Source organism: Streptomyces chiangmaiensis, assembly GCF_036281785.1.
In the GTDB taxonomy this organism is placed as follows: Bacteria; Actinomycetota; Actinomycetes; order Streptomycetales; family Streptomycetaceae; genus Streptomyces; species Streptomyces chiangmaiensis.
Genome location: NZ_JAYWVC010000018.1, coordinates 33,429 through 57,332 on the forward strand (window position 1 = coordinate 33,429; position 23,904 = coordinate 57,332).

At 69.6% G+C, this 23,904-nt stretch carries 22 protein-coding genes and 3 pseudogenes; 13 read left to right on the forward strand and 12 right to left on the reverse strand.

Features of this window, described 5'->3' with window-relative positions; genetic code table 11:
• Window positions 1–51: 51 nt before the first annotated feature.
• The 4 genes from VXC91_RS08700 to VXC91_RS08715 all read right to left on the reverse strand — a co-directional run bounded on the left by VXC91_RS08700 (window position 52) and on the right by VXC91_RS08715 (window position 2,502).
• The gene (locus VXC91_RS08700) at window positions 52–714 is read right to left on the reverse strand and encodes a peptide deformylase (RefSeq protein WP_329506370.1); all 663 of its coding nucleotides are present in this window, start codon (window positions 712–714) and stop codon (window positions 52–54) included.
• Window positions 715–1,134: 420 nt separating this feature from the next.
• Window positions 1,135–1,482 carry a tetratricopeptide repeat protein gene (locus VXC91_RS08705; protein WP_329506371.1) on the reverse strand — a complete coding sequence of 116 codons (348 nt, stop codon included), beginning with the start codon at window positions 1,480–1,482 and terminating at the stop codon, window positions 1,135–1,137.
• Window positions 1,483–1,564: 82 nt separating this feature from the next.
• The gene (locus tag VXC91_RS08710) at window positions 1,565–2,008 is read right to left on the reverse strand and encodes a MarR family transcriptional regulator (RefSeq protein WP_329506372.1); all 444 of its coding nucleotides are present in this window, start codon (window positions 2,006–2,008) and stop codon (window positions 1,565–1,567) included.
• The gene (locus VXC91_RS08715) at window positions 2,005–2,502 is read right to left on the reverse strand and encodes a MarR family winged helix-turn-helix transcriptional regulator (protein WP_329506373.1); all 498 of its coding nucleotides are present in this window, start codon (window positions 2,500–2,502) and stop codon (window positions 2,005–2,007) included. Before VXC91_RS08715 ends, VXC91_RS08710 begins: the two co-directional genes overlap by 4 nt.
• Before the next feature lie 173 nt (window positions 2,503–2,675).
• Between VXC91_RS08715 and VXC91_RS08720 the strand changes: the two genes are divergently transcribed.
• The 6 genes from VXC91_RS08720 to VXC91_RS08745 all read left to right on the forward strand — a co-directional run bounded on the left by VXC91_RS08720 (window position 2,676) and on the right by VXC91_RS08745 (window position 8,710).
• Entirely contained in the window at window positions 2,676–3,641 is a 966-nt protein-coding gene (locus tag VXC91_RS08720) for a pirin family protein (RefSeq protein ID WP_329506374.1), read from the forward strand.
• Between the two features lie 197 nt (window positions 3,642–3,838).
• Window positions 3,839–4,975, forward strand: a complete 1,137-nt coding sequence (locus tag VXC91_RS08725) for a molybdopterin-dependent oxidoreductase (protein WP_408057351.1) — start codon at window positions 3,839–3,841, stop codon at window positions 4,973–4,975.
• A 2-nt stretch (window positions 4,976–4,977) separates the two neighbouring features.
• The gene (locus tag VXC91_RS08730; protein WP_329506417.1) at window positions 4,978–5,406 is read left to right on the forward strand and encodes a hypothetical protein; all 429 of its coding nucleotides are present in this window, start codon (window positions 4,978–4,980) and stop codon (window positions 5,404–5,406) included.
• 12 nt (window positions 5,407–5,418) lie between these two features.
• Window positions 5,419–5,793, forward strand: a complete 375-nt coding sequence (locus tag VXC91_RS08735; protein WP_329506377.1) for a hypothetical protein — start codon at window positions 5,419–5,421, stop codon at window positions 5,791–5,793.
• 53 nt (window positions 5,794–5,846) lie between these two features.
• Complete coding sequence (locus tag VXC91_RS08740) at window positions 5,847–6,899, forward strand: NAD-dependent epimerase/dehydratase family protein (protein ID WP_329506378.1); 1,053 nt, start codon at window positions 5,847–5,849, stop codon at window positions 6,897–6,899.
• A 344-nt stretch (window positions 6,900–7,243) separates the two neighbouring features.
• The gene (locus tag VXC91_RS08745; protein ID WP_329506379.1) at window positions 7,244–8,710 is read left to right on the forward strand and encodes a glycosyltransferase family 87 protein; all 1,467 of its coding nucleotides are present in this window, start codon (window positions 7,244–7,246) and stop codon (window positions 8,708–8,710) included.
• Window positions 8,711–8,876: 166 nt separating this feature from the next.
• Here the strand turns inward: VXC91_RS08745 and VXC91_RS08750 are convergent, their stop codons facing one another.
• Window positions 8,877–9,575, reverse strand: coding sequence for a haloacid dehalogenase type II (locus VXC91_RS08750; protein WP_329506380.1), 699 nt, complete (start codon window positions 9,573–9,575; stop codon window positions 8,877–8,879).
• Between the two features lie 308 nt (window positions 9,576–9,883).
• Between VXC91_RS08750 and VXC91_RS08755 the strand changes: the two genes are divergently transcribed.
• The 3 genes from VXC91_RS08755 to VXC91_RS08765 all read left to right on the forward strand — a co-directional run bounded on the left by VXC91_RS08755 (window position 9,884) and on the right by VXC91_RS08765 (window position 12,641).
• Window positions 9,884–10,969, forward strand: a complete 1,086-nt coding sequence (locus VXC91_RS08755) for a hypothetical protein (protein ID WP_329506381.1) — start codon at window positions 9,884–9,886, stop codon at window positions 10,967–10,969.
• Window positions 10,970–11,316: 347 nt separating this feature from the next.
• Window positions 11,317–11,613: a GYD domain-containing protein gene (locus VXC91_RS08760; protein ID WP_329506382.1), complete on the forward strand. Its 297-nt coding sequence runs from the start codon at window positions 11,317–11,319 to the stop codon at window positions 11,611–11,613.
• Between the two features lie 449 nt (window positions 11,614–12,062).
• Window positions 12,063–12,641, forward strand: coding sequence for a maltokinase N-terminal cap-like domain-containing protein (locus VXC91_RS08765; RefSeq protein ID WP_329506383.1), 579 nt, complete (start codon window positions 12,063–12,065; stop codon window positions 12,639–12,641).
• A gap of 500 nt (window positions 12,642–13,141) precedes the next feature.
• Here VXC91_RS08765 and VXC91_RS08770 read toward each other — a convergent pair whose 3' ends face one another.
• The 3 genes and pseudogenes from VXC91_RS08770 to VXC91_RS46950 form a co-directional block, all read right to left on the reverse strand.
• Window positions 13,142–14,623, reverse strand: a complete 1,482-nt coding sequence (locus tag VXC91_RS08770) for a multicopper oxidase family protein (protein WP_329506385.1) — start codon at window positions 14,621–14,623, stop codon at window positions 13,142–13,144.
• 522 nt (window positions 14,624–15,145) lie between these two features.
• Complete coding sequence (locus tag VXC91_RS08775; RefSeq protein WP_329506420.1) at window positions 15,146–15,376, reverse strand: hypothetical protein; 231 nt, start codon at window positions 15,374–15,376, stop codon at window positions 15,146–15,148.
• A gap of 148 nt (window positions 15,377–15,524) precedes the next feature.
• Window positions 15,525–15,650 (reverse strand): annotated as a pseudogene (locus VXC91_RS46950) (LysR family transcriptional regulator); the annotation flags it as partial.
• Here VXC91_RS46950 and VXC91_RS08785 point away from each other — a divergent pair.
• Window positions 15,648–15,794 (forward strand): annotated as a pseudogene (locus VXC91_RS08785) (cupin domain-containing protein); the annotation flags it as partial. The pseudogenes VXC91_RS46950 and VXC91_RS08785 overlap by 3 nt on opposite strands.
• A 1,171-nt stretch (window positions 15,795–16,965) precedes the next feature.
• Here VXC91_RS08785 and VXC91_RS08790 read toward each other — a convergent pair.
• A complete protein-coding gene (locus tag VXC91_RS08790) occupies window positions 16,966–17,616 on the reverse strand; it encodes an FMN-dependent NADH-azoreductase (RefSeq protein ID WP_329506387.1) in 651 nt (216 codons plus the stop codon).
• Between the two features lie 145 nt (window positions 17,617–17,761).
• Between VXC91_RS08790 and VXC91_RS08795 the strand changes: the two are divergent.
• The 3 genes and pseudogenes from VXC91_RS08795 to VXC91_RS08805 form a co-directional block, all read left to right on the forward strand.
• Window positions 17,762–18,421: pseudogene (locus VXC91_RS08795) on the forward strand (nitroreductase); the annotation flags it as partial.
• A 362-nt stretch (window positions 18,422–18,783) separates the two neighbouring features.
• Window positions 18,784–19,761 (forward strand): patatin-like phospholipase family protein, encoded by a 978-nt coding sequence (locus tag VXC91_RS08800; RefSeq protein WP_329506388.1) that lies wholly within the window; start codon window positions 18,784–18,786, stop codon window positions 19,759–19,761.
• Between the two features lie 192 nt (window positions 19,762–19,953).
• Window positions 19,954–20,232 carry a hypothetical protein gene (locus tag VXC91_RS08805; RefSeq protein ID WP_329506389.1) on the forward strand — a complete coding sequence of 93 codons (279 nt, stop codon included), beginning with the start codon at window positions 19,954–19,956 and terminating at the stop codon, window positions 20,230–20,232.
• Window positions 20,233–20,594: 362 nt separating this feature from the next.
• Here the strand turns inward: VXC91_RS08805 and VXC91_RS08815 are convergent, their stop codons facing one another.
• From VXC91_RS08815 to VXC91_RS08825, 3 genes are all read right to left on the reverse strand, one after another.
• Window positions 20,595–21,995: a M24 family metallopeptidase gene (locus VXC91_RS08815; RefSeq protein ID WP_329506391.1), complete on the reverse strand. Its 1,401-nt coding sequence runs from the start codon at window positions 21,993–21,995 to the stop codon at window positions 20,595–20,597.
• A gap of 229 nt (window positions 21,996–22,224) precedes the next feature.
• Window positions 22,225–22,989 carry an FAD synthetase family protein gene (locus tag VXC91_RS08820; protein ID WP_329506418.1) on the reverse strand — a complete coding sequence of 255 codons (765 nt, stop codon included), beginning with the start codon at window positions 22,987–22,989 and terminating at the stop codon, window positions 22,225–22,227.
• A gap of 143 nt (window positions 22,990–23,132) precedes the next feature.
• Window positions 23,133–23,849 carry a helix-turn-helix domain-containing protein gene (locus tag VXC91_RS08825; protein ID WP_329506392.1) on the reverse strand — a complete coding sequence of 239 codons (717 nt, stop codon included), beginning with the start codon at window positions 23,847–23,849 and terminating at the stop codon, window positions 23,133–23,135.
• Window positions 23,850–23,904 lie beyond the last annotated feature (55 nt).

A 23,904-nucleotide genomic window follows, 5' to 3' on the forward strand; every position in this document is an offset into this window, starting at 1 on the left:
GCCCGCGGCCCTGAACACAGGGTGCGGGCGTCACCGCCGCGGCGGGAATTCTCAGTCCGGCAGCGTGAATCCCAGCTCCATGGCCGCTCGTTCGGGTGTCGGCTGTGCCCATCGCGCCAGCACCGTCTCGTTCGACGACAGCGAACGCAATTCCGCACGGTCCAGATAGAGCGTGCCGTCCAGATGGTCCGTCTCGTGCTGGACGATACGGGCCGGCCAACCCGCGAACTCCTCGTCCACCACGGCGCCGTGTTCGTCCAGCGTCCGCAGCCGCACCCGCGCGTGCCGGGCCACCACGGCCTGCCAGCCCGGCACGCTCAGACAGCCCTCGAAGAACGCCACCCGTTGGCCGCCGAGCGCCTCGTACGACGGGTTGACGAGCACCCGGAAGGGCTGCGGCAGCCGCCCGCGCACCACCCGGACGTCCTCGGGCACGGGTGCCGGATCCTCGATGACCGCGATCCGCAACGGCACCCCGACCTGCGGCGCTGCGAGTCCCACCCCCGGTGCCGCGTGCATCGTCGTGCGCAGCGCCTCGACGAAGCGGGCCAGCAGCGCGGGCGACAACTGGCCGTCGAAAGGCTCGGCGCCACGGCGCAGTACCGGATCGCCCGCGGCGACGATCGGCAACGGGCCGCCGGCGGCGAGGAGTTCTTCGACGAGTTCGGCGATCGGGCGGTCGTCGGAGTTCGTGCGGTCGACTTGGGATGCCATCCGGCCAGCATGACAGGCGATTCACGGGTCGGACGGGGTCGCCGGGCGTCCCCGTGGCGGATGTCACCGCGCCAGGGGCGGAGGCATGGTGTTCTTGGCGGCGGACGTCGTCCTCGGTGAGATCGCCCTTCGACGGGGCAGGCGGTCCCATGGCAGCCGGGCGGCGTCGTCCGGCACGCGGGCGCGGGAGCCGGACGGTCAGGGGGCGGCGCGGCGTTCGGCGGCCCGGAGCGGCGGGTTGTCGCGTGCGCTGCCGGCGGCAGCGCACGGGCGCATGCCCGACCACGGCCTGTCATGACGCTTCCTGCCGTCGGCACGACCCACGACTCACGTGAACCCGCAGGGACGCCCGAACCGCACGACGGCCCGTGACCGGATGAACCGGGCACGGGCCGTCGCCGCCCTCAGACCTGCCGAGGGTCACACCTGCGCGAAGTCGCCGCCCAGCGCGGACGCGATCCGCAGATGCCGCTCCGCCTCGCCGTCGCGACCCTGCCGCTGCAAAGTGCGCCCCAGCAGCAGGCGGGCGTAGTGCTCCACCGGGTCGCGCTCTACGATGATGTTCAACTCGGCCTCGGCTCGACGCAGTTGGGCCGAGTGGTAGAAGGCGCGCGCCAGCAGCAGCCGCGGCCCCGTCTGCTCCGGCACCTCGTCGACCAGAGCCTTTAGGACGCGTGCGGCGGCGTAGTAGTCCTTGGCGTCGAAGAACATCCGCGCCCGCTCCCAGCGCTCCGCGGCTGCTCCGTGGTCGTAGTACGTCATTTTCACTCGAGACCTCCTTACGGGGGCCGACAACCAACCCGGATTGTTGCTTATTCCACGATGGCGGCGGAACGGGAGTGAGAGCGGACTACGCGGCCGCCAGCTCGGCGTTCGCGCGCCGGAGGACCAGCGCCAGCACACGCCCGGCGGCCTCCAGGTCCTTCTGGGGGATGCCCGCGTAGAGTCGGGAGGCGACCTCCTTGCCGCCGTCCTGGATGTGGTCGAACAGCTCCCGGCCGTCGTCCGTGAACGACACGCGGTCGTCGGCGGACGTGGCCAGCAGCTGGCCGGCGACGAGCTCCTCGACGGCCGTCCGGACTTCCGACTCGTCGACGATCTTGAGTGCGTCGTGCGCAAAGTTCACGAGGGAGCGGCGCTCGAGGATCCCGCCGTGGCTCGCGAGCGATCGCAGTATCACGGACTGGGTGAATGTGGTGCCGGTGCGGGTGAGGACGCGCTCCAGCAACGCGCGGCTCGCGTAGTGGGTGAGGCCGATGAGCTGGCCGTTGACGACGGGAGTGGGCTGGGTCATGACGACTCCTCTGCGATACCGATGTCGGTGCCTGCGGCTGCGGGGTCCAGCGGTGCGTCGAGCAGGGTGCGCAGCTCGTGCGTGAAGTCCTCGGTGCGGGCGCTGTCGAGGCCGCCCAACGGCTCGAGGAACTGCTCGTGGAGCCGCTGGACCACCTGGATCGCCCGCCGTGCGACCTGCTGCCCGTCCGCGGTGAGCGAGAGCTGCACGGCCCGGGGGTCCGCCGGATCGCGGTCCCGGTCCACGAGCCCGGCGGCCTCCAGGGCGCGGGCGAGCTTGGAGACGTAGAGCGCCTCGAGCCCGGTGTGGTCGGCGAGCTGTCGCTGGCTGGGGCGCCGACCGTCACGTTGCATGCCGAACAGCGTTGCGACCAGCGCGTACTGCGCGTGCGTCAGGCCGAGCGGCGCCACTGCACGATCGACGGCCACGCGCCATTTCATCGAGAGCCGCCAGACGAGAAAGCCGGGAGTCGCGCGCTCGGATGGTGCACTCATGGCAAATACCATACATGACTACTATAGCCATGGCTACTATATTTTCCTCCTCTCCCGGCCCTCGACGGTGAAAGCCCTGGTGGGAAGCTCGATTCCACGTTCTGTTCAAGAGTGCCTTGACGCACGCGTGGATGGCCTGACGCGGGTGTCCGCACAGGACTAGGTTGTGCCGCATGAGCAATCTGGATCGCGAGGCAGTGCCCGCCGTGTGCGGTGGCCGCGGGTTCGTGGTGGCGGAGCCGGTGCGCGAACTCCTCAGCCCGCGCCGAGTCCGGCTCGGCGAGTCGACGGAGGTCCGCCGGCTGCTGCCGAACCTGGGGCGTCGCATGGTCGGGGCGTGGTGCTTCGTCGATCACTACGGTCCGGACGACATCGCCGACGAGCCGGGGATGCAGGTCCCGCCGCACCCGCACATGGGGCTCCAGACCGTCAGCTGGCTGCACGAGGGAGAGGTGCTGCACCGCGACTCGACCGGCAGTCTCCAGACCATCCACCCGCGCCAGTTGGGCCTGATGACATCGGGCCGGGCGATCAGTCACTCGGAGGAGAGCCCGAAGCCGCACGCGCGTTTTCTGCACGGCGCGCAGCTGTGGGTGGCCCTGCCGGACAGCCACCGCCACATCGAGCCGCACTTCGAGTACCACCCCCAACTGCCCGTGGTCACGGCACCGGGCCTGACGGCCACGCTGGTCCTGGGCGAGGTCGACGGTGCTGCGTCGCCCGGTACGAGGCACACCCCGATCGTGGGCGCCGACCTGGCTCTGACACGCGGATCCGATGTACGGCTGCCCTTGGAGTCGGACTTCGAGTACGCGGTGCTGTCGATGTCGGGCGAGGCCCACGTCGACGGGGTCCCGGTTCTGCCAGGTTCGATGCTCTACCTCGGCTGCGGCCGCACCGAACTCCCGCTGCGCGCCGAGTCGGACGCGGGCCTGATGCTCCTCGGCGGTGAGCCGTTCGAGGAGGAGCTGATCATGTGGTGGAACTTCATCGGGCGCACCCAGGAGGACATCGCGCAGGCGCGTGCCGAGTGGATGACGGGCTCTCGGTTCGGTGAGGTGAAGGGCTACGACGGCGCTCCGCTGCCCGCGCCCGAACTGCCGCCGACGCCGCTGAAACCGCGCGGACGGGTGCGCTGACCGGGGTGGTTCCAGGGAATCGGTCGCGTGGACCGACGGGGGTACTCCGCCCTGCGCGCCTGCCGTTCCCCGCCCGTCCCGGCTCCGCACCCGTGTCGGTCCAGCGCGCCCGGCCCGGCATGTCACTCGCAGACGTCCCCGTTCCGTAAGGGGCTCGGGCGTTCCTCAGCGCCCTTGCGGTGGCTGTGATGGAAGGCATGAGATCGCGCTTGTTTCCGCCGGTGTTCAAGGGCAGGCTGCACGACGCCCGCACGGCGACTTCGATCGGACGGTGGCTCGGCCTCGCCTTCGCCGTGTGCTTCGTCACCGGTCTGATCAGCCATGTGCTGCAGCATCCCCCCGGGTGGCTGGTCGATGATGTGCCGAGCCGACCGGTGTGGGGCTACCGGCTGACACAGGGACTGCATGTCGCCTCGGGCATCGCGGCGATTCCGCTGCTGCTGGCCAAGCTGTGGACGGTCTATCCGCAGCTGTTCGCCTGGCCGCCCGTGCGTTCGGTGCGGCACGCCCTGGAGCGGTTGTCGGTGGCCGTACTGGTGGCGGCGGCCGTCTTCGAAGTGGTCACGGGCCTGCTGAACACCGCGCAGTGGTATCCGTGGCCCTTCTCCTTCGTGCCGGTGCACTACGCCGTGGCGTGGCTGGTGGCCGGATCTCTCGTACTGCACATTGCGGTCAAGGCCCCTGAGATCCGGGCTCATTGGAGCCGCCGGTCGCCGGGCACCCTCGCTCTGCCGGTCGAGGACGGGCCCGACCGGCGCTCGCTGCTGGCCGCGGTGGCAGCGGCGGTCGGCGCGGTCACCGTGACCACCGTGGGCCAGTCCTTCACCCCCCTGAAGGACCTCGACCTGCTCGCACCCCGCCATCCGGACCACGGCCCGCAGGGCCTGCCGGTCAACCGGACCGCCGCCGCGGCCGGGGTCGGAGTGATTCCGGCCCAGCGCTACCGCCTGACGGTCGCCGGACCGAGGCCCTGCACGCTGACCCTGGACGAGTTGCGTGGCCTGCCGCAGCACGAGGTGGAACTGCCCATCGCGTGCGTGGAGGGGTGGAGCAAGTCGGCGCACTGGACGGGCGTGCGGGTCATGGACCTCCTGGAGCTTGCGGGTGCCCCGCCGCATGCGCGGGTGCGGGTGGTCTCGCTGCAGACCCGGGGCGGCTACCGGGTGTCCGAGATGGGGCACGAACACGCCCGCGATCCGCTGACCCTCCTGGCACTGCGCCTCAATGACGAGGAGCTTTCCCCCGACCACGGCTATCCGGTGCGACTCATCGCCCCGAACCGGCCCGGTGTGCTGCAGACCAAGTGGGTCGGCCGACTGGAGGTGCTGTCATGAGGATGAGCGTGGCCCGGCTGCTGATGGGCGTGGCGGGTCTGGCGCTGATGGGCGTCGGTGTCTTTCGGCTCCTGGACGTATCTGATCTGACGGGCGTTCTGATCTGGCTCGGCGCGGCGGTGGCCCTGCATGATGCGCTGATCGCGCCGCTGGTCCTGCTCATCGGGCTGTTGCTGGTCCGCGGTCGCGTGCGCGGTCCCGTCCGCGGGGCGCTGCTCGTCACGGGCGCCCTCACGGCGGTCGCCCTGCCGGTGCTGCTGCGCCCGGGAAGGCCCGCCAACTCGTCGGTTCTGCCCCTGGATTACCCGCGCAACTGGCTCCTCGCACTGGTGGCGGTGGCGGCGGTCACGGCCCTCCTGCAGGCCGCGCGGGGGATCCGCCGCAGCCGTCGACGGCCACCCTCGCAGGCCCGTCAGCCCTCCGGCCGGTAGGGCGTCCTGACCGTGGTCGCCTGGGCTGGCTGTTTCTGCTACGCCGCCTACTACACCGGGCTGGACGCGGTGGCCGGCATCTCCGCGGGGACGGTTGCGGGCAGCGCTGTGCATGCAGTGGTGGGGCGACTGTTCGCGACCGGCGACGAGCTGGGCAGGGCTGGGGTGTACGCGCCGACGGTTGCCGCCTGCGCCGTTCTTCTGCGGCGGCACGGCGCGCGGGTGCTGCCCGGCGCCGCCGTGGTTCTGGCGGCGTGCTGGTCGTTCGCCGCCAGCCACATCTTCTGGCCGCGGGGCGTGTTCACCATGCTCGGCTTCGCCTTGCTGACCGTGGCCTCGACCCGCGCAGACGCCGGGCCTTCGGCAGCAGGGCTTACGAACCCCTGACGTTCCGGCGCCGTACGGCCGCGGGGCAGCGGCGCGGCCGTACGGTCGGTGGCATGTTGATCCTGGTCACCGGAGGTGCGGGCTTCATCGGCTCGCACATCGTCGCCGCCCTCACCGGCGCCGGGCACGAGGTGCGCGTGCTCGACGCGCTGTTGCCCGCCGCGCACCGCACGGCCCCGCCGATCCCCGACGGGGCGGACTTCAGACATGCGGACGTCCGCGACGCGGCGGCCGTCGCCGAGGCCCTGAGGGGTGTGGACGCCGTCTGCCACCAGGCAGCGATGGTGGGGCTCGGCAAGGACTTCGCCGACGCCCCTGCCTACGTGGGCTGCAACGATCTGGGCACCGCGGTGCTGCTGGCCGGCATGGCCGAGGCCGGGGTACGGCGTCTGGTGCTGGCGAGTTCGATGGTCGTCTACGGAGAGGGGCGGTACGAGTGCCCGACGCACGGTGGTGTGGGGCCGGGACCGCGCAGGGTGGCCGACCTGGAGGCGGCACGCTTCGAACCGCCCTGCCCGAGGTGCGGTGAGCCGCTGGTCCCGGGCCTGGTGGCCGAGGACGCCCCGCTCGATCCGCGCAACGTCTACGCCACCACCAAGCTCGCGCAGGAGCACCTCGCCTCCGCGTGGGCGCGCGCCGTCGGGGGGCGGGTGGTCGCGTTGCGGTACCACAACGTGTACGGCCCCGGGATGCCTCGGGACACCCCCTACGCGGGTGTCGCCTCGCTGTTCAGGTCCGCGCTGGAGCGTGGTGAGGCGCCGCGCGTGTTCGAGGACGGTGGCCAGCGTCGGGACTTCGTCCATGTACGGGACATCACCGGGGCCAACGTCGCGGCCCTGGGCGGTCTGCCCGGCCTGCCGGAGGGGACCGCGCGGGCGTACAACGTCGGCAGCGGCGAACCGCACACGGTGGGGGAGATGGCCGCCGCTCTGGCCGACGCGCACGGCGGGCGAGCACCGGTCGTGACGGGGGAGTACCGGCTCGGCGACGTCCGCCACATCACCGCCTCCTCGGATCGACTGCGCGAGGAACTGGGCTGGAAGCCGCAGGTCGCCTTCCTGGAGGGAATGAGGGAGTTCGCGACGGCCCCGCTGCGGGCCGGATGACGTCTTCCGTCCGCCGGGTCTCGGTGGCCACGACAACCCGGCAGCGGCCGGGTTCATTCCGTGTTCGTTCCGTACCCGTTTCGGCCGCACCGGTGCTGTTCGGCGACCCATTCGCAGCTGAGGCCTCGTCGTTCGGGCTGCGCTCGAGCGCGGAAGTCCAGCCGCACGCCCCGGCGGCCAGGGCCGTCATCAGACGTCCCGGGCCGCAGGCGCGGCGCCGGCGCCGCGAACCGGAACCCGACCTGGCGGTGGACGGGCGAGGGCAGCCCGTTCGTCGAACTGCACCGCCCACAGCCCGCGCGTCACCACGAGCACGCCACGGTCACCGGAAGGCCCGAACACCCATGAGCGACATCGCCGCCCCTCGCCGGCACCCCTCCCGGCCGCTGCCGAGTCCGGCCGCCGCACCTACGAACCGCATATCGGCGCGCATCAGCGTCATCGTCACCGCGGTCCTCCTCGCCGCACTGACGGCCGTCGTCTTCGACACCGTTCGCGCCGGCGACAGCACCGGCGACCCCGGCCGCCTGCTGGCCGGCTACGCCGTCGCCTGGACGCTGTTCGCCGCCGCGGTATGGGCCGTACGCAGGGCCCCGACGCGCGCGGCGACCGGGCTGGTACTGGCCGGTGCGGGCGCCGTGGCGCTCGCCGCGCTCGCCGCGCCGCCCCGTACCAGCAACGACATGTTCCGCTACGCATGGGACGGCCGGGTCCAGGCCGCCGGCATCTCCCCGTACGCCCATCCACCGGCCGCACCCGAACTCGCCACGTTGCGCGACGACTGGCTTTTCCCCACCGAAGGAGCCTGCCGGGGCTGGGGACTGACCCATACGGACAGCGGCCTGTGTGTCCGCATCAACCGCCCCACCGTCCCCACCATCTATCCGCCGGTCGCCGAGGGCTGGTTCTTCGCCGTGCACGCCCTCTCACCGTCCGACGGCCGTCACAAGCCGCACCAAGTCGGCGGCGCCGTCCTGGCGTTCGGCACGACCATCGCCCTGCTCACCGTGGGGCGCCGACGCGGCGACCCCCGCCGGGCCCCGGCCCGTGCCGCCCTGTGGGGATGGTGTCCGGCCGTCCCCTTCGAGGCGGTCAACAACGCCCACATCGACGCCCTCGGCGTCCTGCTCACGGTGCTGGCCCTCGGCACCGTCGCCACGGGGGCCCGCCGGGGTGCGCTCCTCGGCGCCGCGATCGCCGTCAAACTGCTGCCCGTTCTGGTGCTGCCGGGTGCCCTGTCCGGACAGCGCAGTCCCGCCCGGGTGGCACGCGTGGTGTCGGCCTCGCTCGCTGTGGTCGCGATCGCCTACCTGCCCTACGTCATCGCCTCCGGCGCGGGAGTCCTGGGCTACCTGCCCGGCTATCTCCAGGAGGAGGGCTACGAGCCCGGTGACGTGCACCGCTTCGCCCTGCTACGGCTGTTGCTGCCGGACACCGCCGCGGGGGCGACGGTCATCGTGCTGCTCGTGCTGACGGCCCTGTACGTGTGGTGGTGCGGGGATCCCGCCCGCCCCTGGCGCGGCGCGCTGCTGCTGACGGGCACCGCTTTGCTGCTGGTCTCGCCCAACTACCCGTGGTACTCGCTGCTTCTGGTCGGTCTCGTCGCGCTCGACGGCCGCTGGGAGTGGCTGACGGTCACCATGGCCGGCACCGTCCTCTACCTCGGCGGCCGGCTGCTGCACGGCTTCCCCCTCCAGGCGTGGGCGTACGGCGCAGCCGCCGTGTGCGTCGCGCTCGGGGCCTGCCTGCGCACCGCCCCGGCACGGGAGTTCCTGGAGCGACGCCGCGGCCGGTCCCCAGGGTGCACCTGACGCGACCAGCGGTGGCCGGCGTCCTGTCGGCGGAATGCTGTGCGCCGGGCGGCGCACCCGACCAGCACGAGGCCGCTTCCCGGGGACCCGTCGGCCCTGGGTCGACCGGACGTCAACGCCCCATGGGACAGCCGTGCTTCGGCGACGGCGTCAACGGCCATAGCGGTTACGCCCGGTCCGGACCACCGGCGCCGTACCGCTCGATCAGCTGGTCGGCGAGCGTATCGAGGTCCTCCCCGATGTAGTCGGGTTGCGGGCCGACGTCGAGTGGCGCGTTGCCCTCCCGAAGGATGAGCGCGGCCTGCCATCCGGCCGCCGCGGCGCCGATGGTGTCCCAGACGTGGCATGCGACCATGCAGATGTCGCCGGAGTCGACCTCGAGTGCGGCGGACACCGATCGGTAGGCCTCCAAAGCCGGCTTGTGGCGTCGCGCGGTCTCGACGCTGAAGCAGCGCTCGAACAGATCGATCAAACCCGCCTGCTCCAGTTGCCGCTCGGAGGCCTCCATCGTGTTGTTGGTGAGCGTGAACAGCCGGAAGCCATGGTCGCGGAGCCGGCGCAGGGCCGCTGAGACCTCAGGATGGGGCGGCATGGTCGCGAACCGATCCGTGAGCTCGGCAGCGTCGGCATCACTGATCGTGATGTCTCGCGTGGCGGCGAGCATCCGGAGTACGGCACCGCCGATGTCGGTGAACGGAACGTACACTCCGCTGAGCGTGAGCGCCTCGGAGTAGGTGACCAGGTGGGCGAACCACAGGCGCATCGCGGTGGGTTCGTCGAAGATCCTGTCAAAGGTGGGGCCGAGTACGTCCAGGTTCAGCAGCGTCTCGTTGACGTCGAAAACTACGATCGGTCGCTCAGACATGAGTGGGCTCTCGTCCATCCGCGGGGCAGGAGACGTCGACCGCCGCCGACACCGTTGGGGTGGCCGGTCCAGGCGCCCAGGGAGGGCGCGGCCCTACCAGAGTCCCCGGCACAGCGTCATCGACGGCATCGACAGTATGCGGTGTCACCGATGCGATGGGGGTCCGTACACGCGAGCGCCACGCATCTCCGTGCCGTGTCACCGACCTCAGGGCCCTCGTCGACGCCCGTCCGGCATCACATCGTCTGCACCTTGGATGCGTGGGGAACAGCGGCTTTGGGCGGCATCATCCCTGTTAACGTGCCCTGGTGCCCTCGGAGATACCGCGCCTGGTCGACGAACTCGTCACACAGATGGAGTCCGGTTCGGCTCCCGCCTACCGAACCGCGATGAAGCGGCTTGCGGACACCGCTCGGGCGGGAGGCCCCGAGAGCCTGACCGCCGCCGTGGAAGCCCTGGCCCCCTTGCTGCCGGGGCTCGGCGGAGACTTCGCCATGACCGCGGTTCTGGCGGGGGCCTGCGTCGAGTGGGGGGCGTCCCCCATGGCTCTCGCCGAGGTGCTGCCGCGGCGCGCCTCGGAAGCCATGATGCTCAACGAGGTGGTGCCGGAGTTTTGGGACAAGGCAGCACGCGGGCGGCCGCTTCCCGAGCCGGTGAGCGCCGGCTACCACGAACTGGCGCGGACACTGACCAGACTGACCCGGTGGCGCCGGGGCGTGGACAAGAACACCATGACCCGGATCGCCATGTCCTGGTTCGACATGGAGGACTGGCTCAAAGCCCTGATCACCGTCATGGCGGACACGGATTTTCGTGCGGCCGTTCCTGGCGACGTCAAGGCAGAGTTGTGCGACCACGCTGCCGCGGTCGCGCACCGCTCCCAGCGAGCAGCCTGGGTCGGCGCGCTGGCGGCCGTTCTCGACGACGAGCCGCTGGTCGTCATCGACTCCCGTACACGCCGCGGATACGCCCTCACGATGAGCGGCGTCGGGGACAACGGCCAATTGCACATCCTCCTGGCGGACCGGCTCGTCGGGGATCCCGGCCGAGGCCTGGTCGCCGGGGATCGCCCGGCGCGGTCCTGGGTCGAGGCGGCGACCGACGGTGACCCGCACCTCGGTCCCGGCGACCCGGCGACCCGCGCCTTCCGTCTCTTCGACGGTCACGGGACCTACGTCAGTCCGGAAGGTGTGCCTGCCGACATCGAACCCCTCGACGGCACCCGCGTCCTCGTCCTGCACCCGCCGAACGGCAACTACGCCCTGGGTATTGGTCGAGTGTTCGAGCACATGACGCCGGCACTGCGTCTCGACCGCATCCTGGCAGCGGACGAGACGCAGCACTGGCTCGCCCGGCTGGCTCCCGCCGTTGAGAACGACCTGATGGCCGATTAGCGACTGCGGTGCTTCCAGCCTCGGAGACAGCTGGCACGCGTCCGGCACGACCGTGTCGTCTCGCGTTCGCGGCTGGGCGGTCATCGAGGTCCCGTGGGCCGTCGGCCGGCCGTTGACGGCCGTTGGCGCTCGGCAGCGGTCGTGATGGTTGCTGTACGTGACGCCGTCGGCCCGGCTCCCATGAGGTCACACACGCCCGACCAGCCGCTCGCCGGCGTGGATGCCGGCCCGCTCCTTGATGCTTGTGGTCGCTCGAAGTGCTCGTTCGGGTGCGTACCTCGTGCAGGTTCTGGCCGAGATGACGAGGCTTGACCTCGCGATGTGTCTCCTCGTGAAGGTGAGAGAACATGCCGACGTACGTCACCTTGCTGAGCTGGACCGATCAGGGGGTCCGAAACTACAAGGACACCGCGAAGCGCGCCGAGACCTTCGGCTCAGCGGTGCAGAGGCTCGGGGCGAAGCTCCTGAGTATCTACTGGACCGTCGGTCCCTACGACCTCGTGGCCGTCGTCGAGGCGCCCGACGACGAAACTGCCACAGCAGCACTCCTGCAACTCGGTGGGGTGGGCAACGTCCGTTCCACGACCCTGCGGGCCTTCGACCGAGAGGAGATGGAGCGCATCATCGCCAAGGCGGCCGGCTGACGACCACCGCACAGCGCAGGCGATGGCGTCCGGCGAGTCGGTGCTCGAGGATGTACACGCCGACATCGGCGACTGGACCGTCGCCGAGATCACGGACGCCGGTACCCGAGTGGGATACGTCGCCGTGGTCGTGGCCGACGACGACGGCGCGCTTGTGTGCCGTATCCGCGCCTCCGCGTCGACGCGCTCCACACCGGCCGGGGGCACGAGCAGGCAGCCCGTGACTGGGCCGAGGCATGGCGTGTGGAGCGCGGTGCACGCCGGGCGGCCGAGGCACGACGGAACCGCCGACCCGCTGCACGGTCGGGAAGGTGGCTGTCAGAGGCCGCAAGGACAGCCGGGAGGTCTATGAGGCCACTCGCAGCCGCTCGGGAAGCACTGCCGTTTCCTATAGGTTCGATCACGTCCCGTTGGAGGACGGGTTTGGACCTACGCGTGAGGGAGCTCGCATGGCCTCCATCCACCACACCACCATGACGCCCACCAAGCTCGAGTTGCTCACCGAGTGGCTGCCGAAGCAGAGCTGGTACGCGGGCAACGCAGAAGCGCCGGAACTGCTCAAGGCCGGTGGGTTCCGTCTGGACGACCCGGGGGGCGCGGTCGGGATCGAGTTCATGGTCGTGGGGGACGCCACCGCCCAAGAGCCGGTGGCGTATCTGGTGCCCATGGGCTACCGCGGTGCGGCGCTGGAGGGCGTCCCCGGCGAGGCACTGATCGGCACCTCGGAGCATGGGGTGCTCGGGACCCGGTGGATCTACGACGGCGTCCATGACCCGGTGGTGATGGCGCAGTTGCGCGCGCTCCTGCGCGGTGAGGCGATGCCGCAGCACCAGAGCAAAAGTGACACCCCTGACCCGACCGTCACTGTGCACGGCACTGGCCCTGACGACGGGCTTGACGTTCACGTCAACCGCGTCCTGCGGCCGGCGGAGGCTGCGCAGAGGTCGTCCGGACGCCTCGTCGCCGGATGGACCTGGCCAGACGGAACGGCTGCACAGGGTGTACTCGCGGCCGTGGTGCCACGGTAAGAGGTCGCGCGGACAGTGGGCGTGCGGTCATGGCCGGTGGTTCGGGCAGTGTTCGACGGGCCAACGCCGACCGGTCCGAAGGGGTGCATTCTTGCCTTTGTGTGCGAGGCAGCCGTGCTCGCCGCCTCCGCCACGGGACGGCGAGAACTGCACCGCCTGAGCCCTGCACCTGTGATGCCCATGGCCGAGCAGCAACCCGCGAGGCTTGCTCTGCCCCGACTTACCTCGTTTTCGGGAACCGTTCTCCGCCCCCTGACGTCATGGGAGGCGATCAGGAGGGGTGAGCATGCAGGGGGATCCGCCTTGGTGGGGCATCATCGTCATCTCAGTGGCAGCGACCGTGATTCTGGGCGCCCTGTTTCTCTCCACCCTCGCTGTCGTGGTCCTGAGCGCGAGGTGGCTTCGGCGAAGGTGGCGGCGTCGGCATGGCTGAGTTCCCCGCCTCGGCGACTGGGCGTCCTTGTGAAGACGCCGTATGTGGATGCCCGGCGCAGGGGAGGTCAGGTGCAGCGCAGCAGGACCATGAACCCGTAGTCCATGTGGAGCTGCTGGTGGCAGTGGAACAGGGACAGTCCCGGTTGGTCGGCGGTGAAGTCGAAGGCGAGGGCCTGGTAGCCGCCGAGCATGACGACGTCCTTGCGCAGGCCATGGGTGGAGGTGCCGGCGATATGGGTGACCTCGAAGGTGTGGCGATGCAGGTGGAGGGGGTGGATGTCGTCGGTGGCGTTGCGAAACCGCAGCCGGTATCGCTTGCCGCGCACGACATCCATCACCGGCTCGTCGAAGTCCATGTTGAAGGGGACTCCGTTGAGGGTCCAGATGTTGTAGCCCTTGTCGGCTGCGTTCTGCTTCTCGATCAGTAGGTCGATCGTGTGGTCAGGTTGCCGGGTGGTGGCGCCGGAATGGGCGAAGGCGCGGTAGTCCCACCTGAATGCGGGTGGTGCGATCCATTTCGGGGAACCGCTGCGGCCGGCGTACTCCACCACGGTGCCCATGCCGGCGTTCCGGTCGTCGTCGGACAGGTCTCCCAGCACCCACACACCCGGATGGTTCATCTCCACCAGGGCCGAGACGCGTTCGGCGGTGCCGATCCACAGCACCGGCACGTCGGCCCGGCGGGGTACCGGGTTGCCGTCGAGCGCGACCACTTTGAAGGTGTGGCCGGGTAGGGCAAGACTGCGGATTTCGGTGGCGCTGGCGTTGAGGATGTGGAACAGCACACGCTGTCCGGCCTTGACTTTGATCGGCTCGCCGTGGCCGAGTTTGCGGCCATTGATACTGAAGGCCCGGTAGCCGACTTCATAGCCGTGCGGCAACCCCCGGGCCAGCGACTCGGCCATCGCCTTCTCGCCATCGCTCTTCAAGTCCGCCACGGGGGAGCCGGCCAGGAAGTTCTGGGCCGTGTCCCCGCCTTGGCTGAGGGAGGGCTCGAACTCCTTCAGCGTCAGGAACACTTCCTGGTCGTAGGCCCCGGGGTCGGCTTTCGGCTCGATATAGACCGGGCCTGCCTGACCGGTGTACGTGCTCCGGGCCAGATCACCACGCGCTGCCACATGGGTGTGGTAGAAGCGGAAACCGGCAGGTCCGGGGGTGAACGACAGGCGCCGCATCCCGTGTGCGGGAATGAACGGGGTGCCCTCCTCGGAAGCGCCGTCCACTTCGGCGGGGACAAATTGGCCGTGCCAGTGCAACAGCTCGGGGACTCCGGTGTCGTTGTGGACGTCGACCACGACCGGGCGGCCTTCTTTGAACCGCAGGAGCGGACCGGGGAACTGTCCGTTGTACGTCGTGGTGGAGACGATCGTGTCAGGCGCGAGCTCGACGCGACCGGTTGCGATCCGCACCGTGTAATCCGCTTTTCCTCCGGGAGCAGCCGCTCCGGACGTCTCCCAGGAGTCGCAGGCGGCCAGTGCACTGGCACCCGCCCCGGCCAACAGGGAAACGCCACCCAGTTTGAGGGCGTCGCGACGAGAGATCGGCACGGCTCTGCTCCCTTCCCCGGTCGCCAGTCAACCGCGGCGGATACGGGTCGGTTACATATGCTCGGAAACCCGGCTATGTATGGCTGAATCGCTACAGCGAACAAATGTAGCCGGACGGCGCACCAGATCCCGCGTGGACGCGACGGCGCCGACCGGCACAAGGGCCTGGCGGTTTGCAGCGCCCACTCCACCGAGCCCGCCGACGACGTGCTCACCTCTGACGGCGTGTCACAGAACCGGACTATGCCCGGTCGAAGGGGCGAGGCCGTCTCGCGGTCCTGATTCTGCGCGCGCAGGACAGATTCGCCCAGTTCGCAGGGAGACGACGGGCACGGCACGACGCCGCGCAGTACCCGTGGTGCGGCCTGAGCACGGCCGTGGATCGGGCCGCATCAGACGTTTTCTCCACGCCGCCGGACCCGGACGGCCTTGGCGAGTTCCTCGACCAGGCAGCCGACTTGGCGGGCAGGGCGATGGGGCGAGGGCATCGTCGGTACCGCTGGACCTGTGTCCGGTGTGGTGTCACCGGGTGGTCGGCTTCTGAGGCCTGTCGTTTCCGTCCGGCGTGGTCTGATGGTCGCTTGCCTCGGCCCAGCGCTGCGGGCCGGGAGCGGGGCCCTGGTCCGCTGCAGATCCGTCGGGGAGACCGCAGCCCGCCAGGTCGGCCAGGCGCAGCGACGGTCGCGCGGCCAGCGGGTCGGCAGCCGCCATTGCGACCAGGAACGGCTCGCCGGCCAGCGTCTCGAAGTCCAAGCCGCGGCGTGGGCTCGCCGGCGTGCTGAGCCCGCCGCCCGGCGGCGCTGATCGCGTCGAGCGCGGTCCGCGCGTCCCGCAGCAGGACTTCACCGGCAGGCGTGACCGTGACCTGGCGCGTGGTGCGCTTGAGTAGCAGCACACCGAGCTGACGCTCCAGCTCCCGGATCGCGCGGGACAGCGGCGGCTGCGCCATGCCGAGCCGCTCGGCCGCGCGCCCGAAGTGCAGTTCTTTCGCGACTGCGACGAAGTACCGGAGCTGCCGCGCCTCCACTCGGACGGCAACGCCCGAGCCGATGTACCGTGCCGGTTCGTCGTCACGATGCTGTGTGCGCCGGGCCAGCCGATGCTCACGCTGGTCGACGAGGAGGAGCTGGCCCAGCGGGCCCACCTGCGTGCTTCGCGCCCCGCGAACTGACCTGCGGCCTTCTGCCCACGAGGTCGGCGCCGACCGAAGCAGACGCTCTCGCTGGAGGGCACAAGAGGCATGAGCGCCATTGCCGTCGGGTTCTCTCTGCTGGCAAGTGATGCCGGCGGTGCTGCGGGCCTTCGGAGATTCGCCGTCGCCCGGCGAACGACGGCTTTGACGTGGCGCGGGCGTTCCTCGGCACGCCAATGTCCAACTGTCGTTGGTGGCTGAACAGACCTGGGAGTTCGCCGAAGACGCTGCCTTCTGATCACGGCCGCCTCCGGTTTTGCACGGTCACGGCCCACCGCGTCCGAGTCGGGCCCGCCCTGTCGCCCGCACCGGTGGGGCGGGCTCGCCGGGCCCCGCCCAGCAGTCCGGCCCACCACCCTGGCGCGGCCAGACCTCCGGACCACCACCGTGCCACTCGATCAGGTCCGATTCGGCCACGTCAAGCTCGTCCCCACCCACCAGCCCGGTGTATCGGAGGTACACCGTCAAGTCGTGCAGCGAATAAGCCGTGCCCAGGATCTCGCCATCGACGCATACGCAGCGGCCGCCAGATCCGCAGGGCGCGTCCACGATCACGCAATGCTCGACCATGAGCTCAGCCTCTCCCAGCCAAAACCCGACCGCATTCCGAGGTGTGATCTGGGGCGGGCGGGCTTTCCGCTGACCGACGGGACCGACGGCCGTGACGGGCCAGAGTGTGATGCCGGCGCCGACCCGGGTGTCTTTCCCTCATTACGTAACCGGGGGAGCCGATCACCATCGGTCACGGCTGCGGCCGGGCTCGAAGCGCCGGGGTCGACGGCGACGGCCCGTGGGAGCCGTATCGCCTGTATCCGGCCCTCGGTGGGTTGCTGCAGTGGGCGAGCACCGAGCAGAGGACGTCTTTCTACTGGCTCACGGCGGGCTCCGACCCTGATCGGTGGCCCATCCTCGTCACGGATGACGCCCACACCAGGTGGGACCGCTTCGACGGTTCGACCGCGGAGTTCATCTACCGCCTGCTCACCGACCCGCTGTACCCCTGCTCGCTACTTCGACAGCCACTGGGTCATGACCTACGAGATCCCGAACCGGGCAAACGATCAATGACGTTGCCTGGCAACCGTTTTGTGACTCCGATCCGGCATCCGCGTCTTTGACGAAACGTCACAAATCGCCTGTTGCCCGTGACTTATGCGGCAAGGCGCTCCGCGAGTTCCTTGGCCTTGGTGGTTGCGTCCCTGATGGCGCGCTCACGGGAAGCTTCGTAGAGGGGGATCAGTCCGGACATGACCGGGTTGCGGGGAGCCATGGTGAGTTCCGGGACGATGAAATCGACGTCCAGGCCGAGGCTGCCCTTGAGGACGGCCTCGAGGTAGTTCTGTACGAAGTCATAGCCCTCCCGCGGGGTGCCCGGACCGTAGGCGCCGCCGCGGCTGGCGATGACGGTGACTGGGGTGCCCTGGGCGGAGGGGGCCTCGCCTGTGGTGCGGCCGAGCATGATCACGTTGTCCAGCCACGCCTTGAGGGTCGAGGGGATCGAGTAGTTGTACATCGGGGCGCCGATCAGGACGGCGTCCGCCTGCTCCAGTTCCTCGATGAGTTGCACGCGCGCGGTGAAGGCGGCGGACTGCTCCGGGGTGTGCTCGGTCGGGGCGGCGAAACCGGCGGTGTGGGCATCGGCGGTGATGTGCGGAACTGGGTCGGCGGCCAGGTCGCGGTAGATCACCCTGCCTGACGGGTGCTGTTCCTCCCAGGTCCTGCGGAAGGCGTCCGCGACCGAACGGGACGAGGATGCCGCGTCCGGGAACACGGACGAGTCGATGTGCAGCAACGTGACCATGGGGTTTCTCCATAGGGCGGGCCCGAGGCGGGGAGCCGGGGGCTGGGGACTCATACTCCGCGACAGTTCTACATGAGATTGTATTGAATGATACTATAACGGATGCAACGGAGTCTGACGTCGAGTGCACGGGAGGTCGGTGATCATGGACGTCTATGAGGCGGTCACCAGTCGGCGGGCGGTGCGCGGGTTCACCGACAGGCCGGTCCGGAGAGGGGCGCTGGAGCGTGTGCTGTCCGCCGCGGCTTGGGCGCCGTCCGCATCGAACCTGCAGCCGTGGCACACCTATGTGCTCACCCGCGGTCCGCTGGCCGAGCTCAAGAAGCGCACCGCCGAGCGCCTGGCCGCGGGCGACCCCTGGGACGAACCGGAGTACGAGCAGTACCCGCCCGCACTGAAGTCCCCGTACCGCGAACGCCGATCCGCCTTCGGCGAGCAGCGCTACGGCGCACTCGGTATCGCGCGCGAGGACCTGGAGGCGCGCCAAAGGGCTGCTTCCGCGAACTGGGACTGCTTCGGCGCGCCCGCTGCCCTGTTCTGCTACATCGATCGCGACATGGGCCCGGCCCAATGGTCCGACGTCGGCATGTATCTGCAGACCGTCATGCTGCTGCTCCGCGCCGAAGGGCTGCACAGCTGCACGCAGATGGCTTGGGCGAAGTACCGCAGGACCGTCGCGGAGGTCCTGTCGCCCCCGGACGAGCTCATCCTCTTCTGTGGCATGTCCATCGGCTACGAGGACTGCACGGTGGGTTATGCCCGTACGGGCCGGGCGCCGCTCGACGAGACGGTCACGTTCGTCGACACAGCGGACACCGCACGCCGATCTTGCTCCGCGGAGGTGACGGCAGGGGTGTGCTCGACCTCACCGCTTCACGCTCCAGGGAGCAGAACCACCGTTCTCGCGAGGCGCCAGGCACCTCGCGGCCGACGGGTGCGGGGTGTTGTCACGCGTCTCAGTGACGCCTTCACCAGACGCGTCCGGCGGTTGGTGTCACAGATCGGGTTGCCGACCGGTCGTGGTTGAGAAGCCAATCCGATTCCGTGCCGTAGTGAGCAGGGTGGATCATGAGGATTACTTGGGGCCGGGGACCGGTCCCATGATCTCGCTCGGGCTCCAGTGAGGGCGACTTGCCGAATGGTCGTGGCTACGAGAGGTGTCGAACCATGACGGGCGACAACGCGATGCGTTCCCCGTCATCGAGCCGGCCGCCCGAGGAGCCCATGTCGACGGGCCTGCACGCCCTTCCTCGTCCCGTGGCCGCGGTGGTGGGCGCCGGTGGCGTGCTCGGAGCGGCACATGTCGGCGTCGGGCACGCGCTGGAGGAGCGCGGATTCGTTCCGGACTTGATCGTCGGAAGCTCGGTGGGCGCCCTTGTCGGGGCCGTCGCAGCCGCCCACCCCGACGGGTCCGCGCCATGGTTGGACCGCGTGTGGACCCAGCTGCGCCGCCGTGAGGTGTTTCCGCTCGGCTACCTGCCCTCACGGGCCAGTATCTTCACCGACCGCGGCCTGCGTCGCCTGATCGCCCGGTCGGGGCTGCCGTCTCGGATGGAGGAGCTGGCCGTCCCGTTCACCGCGGTGGCCATGGACCTGGTCACCGGCGCTCCGGCGTTGCTCGACCACGGAGACCTCGAGTCCGCACTTCTGGCCAGCGCCGCCGTGCCCGGGGTCCTGCCCCCGGTGGACCGCGGGGGCAGGACTCTCGTCGACGGCGGGGTGATCGCCTACGTCCCGGTCCTGGCGGCCCGGCAGGCCGGGGCGGCCAGCATGGTGGTGCTGTCGACCGGGCCGCAGGGCTCGCCGTTGCCCGCCACTGTTCCGCGCCGACGGGCCGGCGCGATCGCCGGCCGGGCCGGACTGTTGCTGATACGCCATCAGATCGAGCGTGATCTGCACGAGGTGTCCCAGCACATCCCGACCGTCGTGCTCCCGACCGGTATCGATGCCTGGCCCTCCCCGTGGGACTTCGGCCATTCCCAGCGGCTGATCAGCACTGCGTCCCGCACGGCGGGACGGTTCCTCGACGGGCTGCACATCAGTGGTCCGGGCCTGTATCGCGGTGACCATCCTCCTCCGGCGGCGGCGGATGGACCGGGCGATGGGTCGACGTCCCCCGTATCGGGGGTCGCCCGGTTAGTATGATCGCGTTCCTCGACATCGCCATGCACGGGCGCGCTACCTGGACGGCATCGGCAAACGCCGCGGCCGCGACAGCCGGGATGGCGGCCAGCTGGTCAAGGCCTTGATCGCAAGAGCGCCGGAGCTGCGGGTGCTGGGACAGGTGCTGCCCTACTCACCACTGGCCGATCCGCTTGCCGAGCGGCCGGTGTGGGCGTGGCTGCGAGCGACCGGGTCGAGCGAGTCGGTACCTGGATGTTCCCTCAGCGCTGGTGGCTGTTCCGAGGCGGCGAATGGAACCGGGCCGGTCGAGCCGGGAAGATCACCGTGCACCGACTCGACCCGGCAACACACGTCGGGCCGTGCAGCTACATCAGCACAACGGCTCAGTTGCCCGACGGGCGCAGCCACCTTGACCGCACCGCCGACACCGTGATCGCGCTCATCCGCGCCCACTACAGGGCGACCGTGGCGACAGATGACCGGTTGCGGTGAGGCCTGGGACAGAGCGCGAAGTGCGGGGCCGGGGTACGGCTTGACGGTGTCTTGCCCTCCCGGCCGCTGGGCCCCACCCGCTTTCCCTACGTCTACGTGGACGCGACGTACCGCAAGACTCGCATGAACCACCAGTTCGTGTTCCAGGCCGTGGTCATCGCCACCGGCATGACCGAGGTCGCCGCCACCGTCTCGGCACAGTCCCCAAGCAGCCGGCGAAGGTGTGACATACCGATGTTTCGCCGGTCTTTGCGGGTCCGAGCCGCGGCCGGATGCACACCATGAAGAAGGGGCTTCCCGGCCCGGCCGTGCGCCGATGGCCGGGAAACCCCTCAGTGGAACAACGTGGGACGGTCCTCCGGTCAGAGACCGGCAGGCTGGTCCTGTTGAATGGCCTTGGCCCCGGCGACCGTGTTCAGATGCGACTGTGAGTCGCGCTCGGTCGACAACGGTCCCGAGACGCTGAAGTAGCGTCGCCCGGCGACGAGCAGTTCCTCCGCGGGGAACTTCGTGATCACCTCGCACCCGTCCGCGGTCACCACGAGCTCCTCCTCGATCCGGGCCGCGCCCCAGCCGTCCTTCGACGGCCAGTACGTCTCCAGCGCGAACACCATGCCCTCCTCGATCACCTCGGGGTGCTCAAGGGAGACCAGCCTGGAGAACACCGGCTTCTCCCAGATCGACAACCCGACGCCATGACCGTACTGAAGCGCGAAGGCCGCCTCCTCGTCGGGGAAGCCGAATTCCTGCGCCGTCGGCCACACCGACACGATGTCCGCGGTCGTGGCGCCGGGCCGGACGAGGCTGATCGCTTCGTCCATGTACTCACGGCACCGCGTGTAGGCGTCGCGTTGGGCGGACGAGGCACTGCCGACGGCGAACGTCCGGTAGTAGCAGGTGCGGTAGCCGTTGTAGCTGTGCAGGATGTCGAAGAACGCCGGATCCCCGGGCCGTACGATGCGGTCCGAGAAGACATGGGGGTGGGGCGCGCACCGCTCCCCGGAGATGGCGTTGACACCTTCGACGAACTCCGAGCCGAGGTCGTAGAGAGTCTTGGCCACCACACCCACGCACTCGTTCTCACGCACACCCGGCCGGAGGAACTCGTAGAGGTTCTCGTAGGCGGCGTCGACCATCGAGCAGGCGTGGGTGAGCAGGTGGATCTCGTCGCGTGTCTTGATACGCCTGGCCTCCAGGAACACCTGCTGGCCGTCGACCACCGTGATGCCCGCGTTCTGGAGGGCCGTCAGGACCGGGAGCTCGATGACGTCGACGCCGAGCGGCTCGCCCAGGAGTCCATAGAGCTCCAGCTCGCGCTTGATCTTCTGGGCGACGGAGTCGGCCATACCGACCAGAGGGTTGATGGCGCCGCGCAATGTCGAGATGCCGGCGCGGGCGCCACTCGGGTTGCGGGCATCGGCTCCGTGGTGGGGTCCGTGCGGATCACCGTCCGAGTGGGCCTTCGAGTAGTCCAGCCAGGGGTTGTACAGCTGGTGGTGCTTGGCTGCCGAACCGAAGTCCCAGACGATCGGCTCACCTCCCCTGACCAGCAGTGAGAACCGGATCATCTTGTCGATTCCCCATGTGCCGATGTGGGTCGACGTCATGTAACGGATGTTGGAGAAGTCGAAGGCCAGGACGGCACCGACGTCGGACTGCTCCAGCGACGCGCGGAGGCGGGCCAGCCGTTCGTCGCGGAGCCTGTTCATGTCGATGCGGGTTTCCCAGTCGACCGCGTTCGGCCCAAACGTCGGAATCGCCATCACAAGTCCTTTGCCAAGCGGACAGCTGCGGGTAAGGGGGTAGCACGCGCGCCGAGTACGTCTCGCGTCCGGTGTCGTGCCGAGGTGCGCTGTTCAGTACTGCTGTTCAGTAGTACTGAACACCCAAGGATGTGCTACGTCAACTGGCCTGCGGAGTAGATTTGTTATTCAAGGCCCTTCAGACTTCCGTGCAGTGTCACTGAACGGAAGCATGGAACTTCGCTTCGGCCTATCGGGCTCGCTTCACGAACGTCACCTCGACGGAGGTGCCGGCGCGCGCCGGGCCGAGGACCACGACCGTACGGTCCTGGCGCACTCGGATCCCGCAGTAGCGTCTGTCCACGTACCCGAAATAGCACCCGGGCGCGGGGCGCGCGAACCTGGACGAGATCAGCAACTGGCCCTCGTCGCCGACGACTGCGGGCAGGGTGAGGGCGGCTCCCAGCAGCTCGGCGGCCAATTCGATGTCGCCGTCGAAGATCAGCCGGCGGATGCGCGTCGAAGAGATCGGCTCTCCGGCCGCGCCCCGAGTGACGAGCGGGACGACCCGGGTGCTCAGTTCGGGATACCGATCGAAGGTGGCCGCCGTCCCGGCGCCGCGGGCACCGAACCGAAAGCCCTGGCCGACACTCACGAATTCCGCATGGAGCCGGTCGAGCAGGACACCTTCGACGAAGTCCTCGGCCGGGACTCGCGACCAGGCGTGGTCGAACGGAACGATCGCCACCCGTCGGATCCCCAACGAGCCGAGCCTCCTGAGCTTTTGGCGCCGATCGCTCAGTAGGTTCGGCACATGGCGCGGCTGAAGGACCTGCATCGGGTGGGGGTCGAAGGTGAGCACTGTGTCGCACCCCTGGAGGACCTGTCGGTGACCGAGGTGAACCCCGTCGAAGGTGCCGATCGCGACTTTGGCGTGCGAACCGGTTCCCCCGGCGCGATGGCGACCACCGGCGCCTGGTCTTCCGTCGGGCACCTCAAGTTCGACAACCTCCATCACCCATTCCTCCTTCACCCTGAGATCAGGCTGAGCGCAGGGCAGTATGCGCCTCGCGCCGTTAGCAAGGGGGAAAGCGCGGGGCGGGGTACGGCGTCCGGGTGTGAAGCGCGCGTCAACCCGCGCTGTGGGGCGCGGCTTGGTCAGGCCGGCAGCGACGGTAGATGGGTGACGTTCGGAGGTGGCGGCGGTGCCTCGTGTGCGCGTTCGTCGCTGCGGCGCCCGACAACCACCCATACGGCCCGGCAGGGCTCGCTGAAGGGATTGCTCAGGCGATGGGGCGTCATCGAGTCGAACGTGACGGCGTCCCCGGGGGAGAGGTCGTAGCGGTCGAATCCGATCTGGACGGTGATGCGTCCCGAGACCACATACCCGTATTCCCGGCCCCCGTGGCGCATCATGTTGTCGGGGGCGCAGGAGGAACTGCCGGGCGCGTACTCGACGTGCAGGAAGTCGACGAGCGGATCCGACGCCTGCGTGAGGCGCTCCCAGACCACGCCGGGAAACTGGATCCGGGCCCGCGTGCTCGCCGGTTGCATCGGCGCCTCCACCGCGGGCCATTGCCCCGGGAGCCCGTCGCGGCCCCTGTCCCGCGTGCGGTCGAGAGGGGTCGCGCCCGGCGCCTTCGTCCCGCCGGCCGCGGCGTCGGTCACTCCCGCCGAGATCGGCTCCTTCACCATCAACTGGTCCAGTGAAAGGCCGAGGGCCTCGACGAGTGAATACAGCGTGCTGACGCTCGCATTCGCCTTGTTTCGCTCCAGTTGCGAGACGAAACTGGGTGAAACGCCGATCCTGCGGGCGAGTTCTCGCAGCGACATGCCCTGCGCCTCTCGGGCCGCACGGACTGTGGGTCCGATCATGTGAGCGGCCGAAGCGGACTGCGATGTTGATCTGTCGTTGGCGCTGCTCACGCCA

Bases quoted from the DNA above. Each gene is read 5' to 3' on its own strand.
- VXC91_RS08725 (WP_408057351.1), top strand. From the start codon at position 3,839: ATGAGATCGCGCTTGTTTCCGCCGGTGTTCAAGGGCAGGCTGCACGAC.
- VXC91_RS08700 (WP_329506370.1), bottom strand. From the start codon at position 714: ATGGCATCCCAAGTCGACCGCACGAACTCCGACGACCGCCCGATCGCC.
- VXC91_RS08720 (WP_329506374.1), top strand. From the start codon at position 2,676: ATGAGCAATCTGGATCGCGAGGCAGTGCCCGCCGTGTGCGGTGGCCGC.
- VXC91_RS08800 (WP_329506388.1), top strand. From the start codon at position 18,784: ATGACGGGCGACAACGCGATGCGTTCCCCGTCATCGAGCCGGCCGCCC.
- VXC91_RS08790 (WP_329506387.1), bottom strand. From the start codon at position 17,616: ATGGTCACGTTGCTGCACATCGACTCGTCCGTGTTCCCGGACGCGGCA.
- VXC91_RS08765 (WP_329506383.1), top strand. From the start codon at position 12,063: ATGGCCTCCATCCACCACACCACCATGACGCCCACCAAGCTCGAGTTG.
- VXC91_RS08745 (WP_329506379.1), top strand. From the start codon at position 7,244: ATGAGCGACATCGCCGCCCCTCGCCGGCACCCCTCCCGGCCGCTGCCG.
- VXC91_RS08740 (WP_329506378.1), top strand. From the start codon at position 5,847: ATGTTGATCCTGGTCACCGGAGGTGCGGGCTTCATCGGCTCGCACATC.
- VXC91_RS08815 (WP_329506391.1), bottom strand. From the start codon at position 21,995: ATGGCGATTCCGACGTTTGGGCCGAACGCGGTCGACTGGGAAACCCGC.
- VXC91_RS08750 (WP_329506380.1), bottom strand. From the start codon at position 9,575: ATGTCTGAGCGACCGATCGTAGTTTTCGACGTCAACGAGACGCTGCTG.
- VXC91_RS08715 (WP_329506373.1), bottom strand. From the start codon at position 2,502: ATGAGTGCACCATCCGAGCGCGCGACTCCCGGCTTTCTCGTCTGGCGG.
- VXC91_RS08760 (WP_329506382.1), top strand. From the start codon at position 11,317: ATGCCGACGTACGTCACCTTGCTGAGCTGGACCGATCAGGGGGTCCGA.
- VXC91_RS08730 (WP_329506417.1), top strand. From the start codon at position 4,978: ATGAGCGTGGCCCGGCTGCTGATGGGCGTGGCGGGTCTGGCGCTGATG.
- VXC91_RS08710 (WP_329506372.1), bottom strand. From the start codon at position 2,008: ATGACCCAGCCCACTCCCGTCGTCAACGGCCAGCTCATCGGCCTCACC.
- VXC91_RS08820 (WP_329506418.1), bottom strand. From the start codon at position 22,989: ATGGAGGTTGTCGAACTTGAGGTGCCCGACGGAAGACCAGGCGCCGGT.
- VXC91_RS08825 (WP_329506392.1), bottom strand. From the start codon at position 23,849: ATGATCGGACCCACAGTCCGTGCGGCCCGAGAGGCGCAGGGCATGTCG.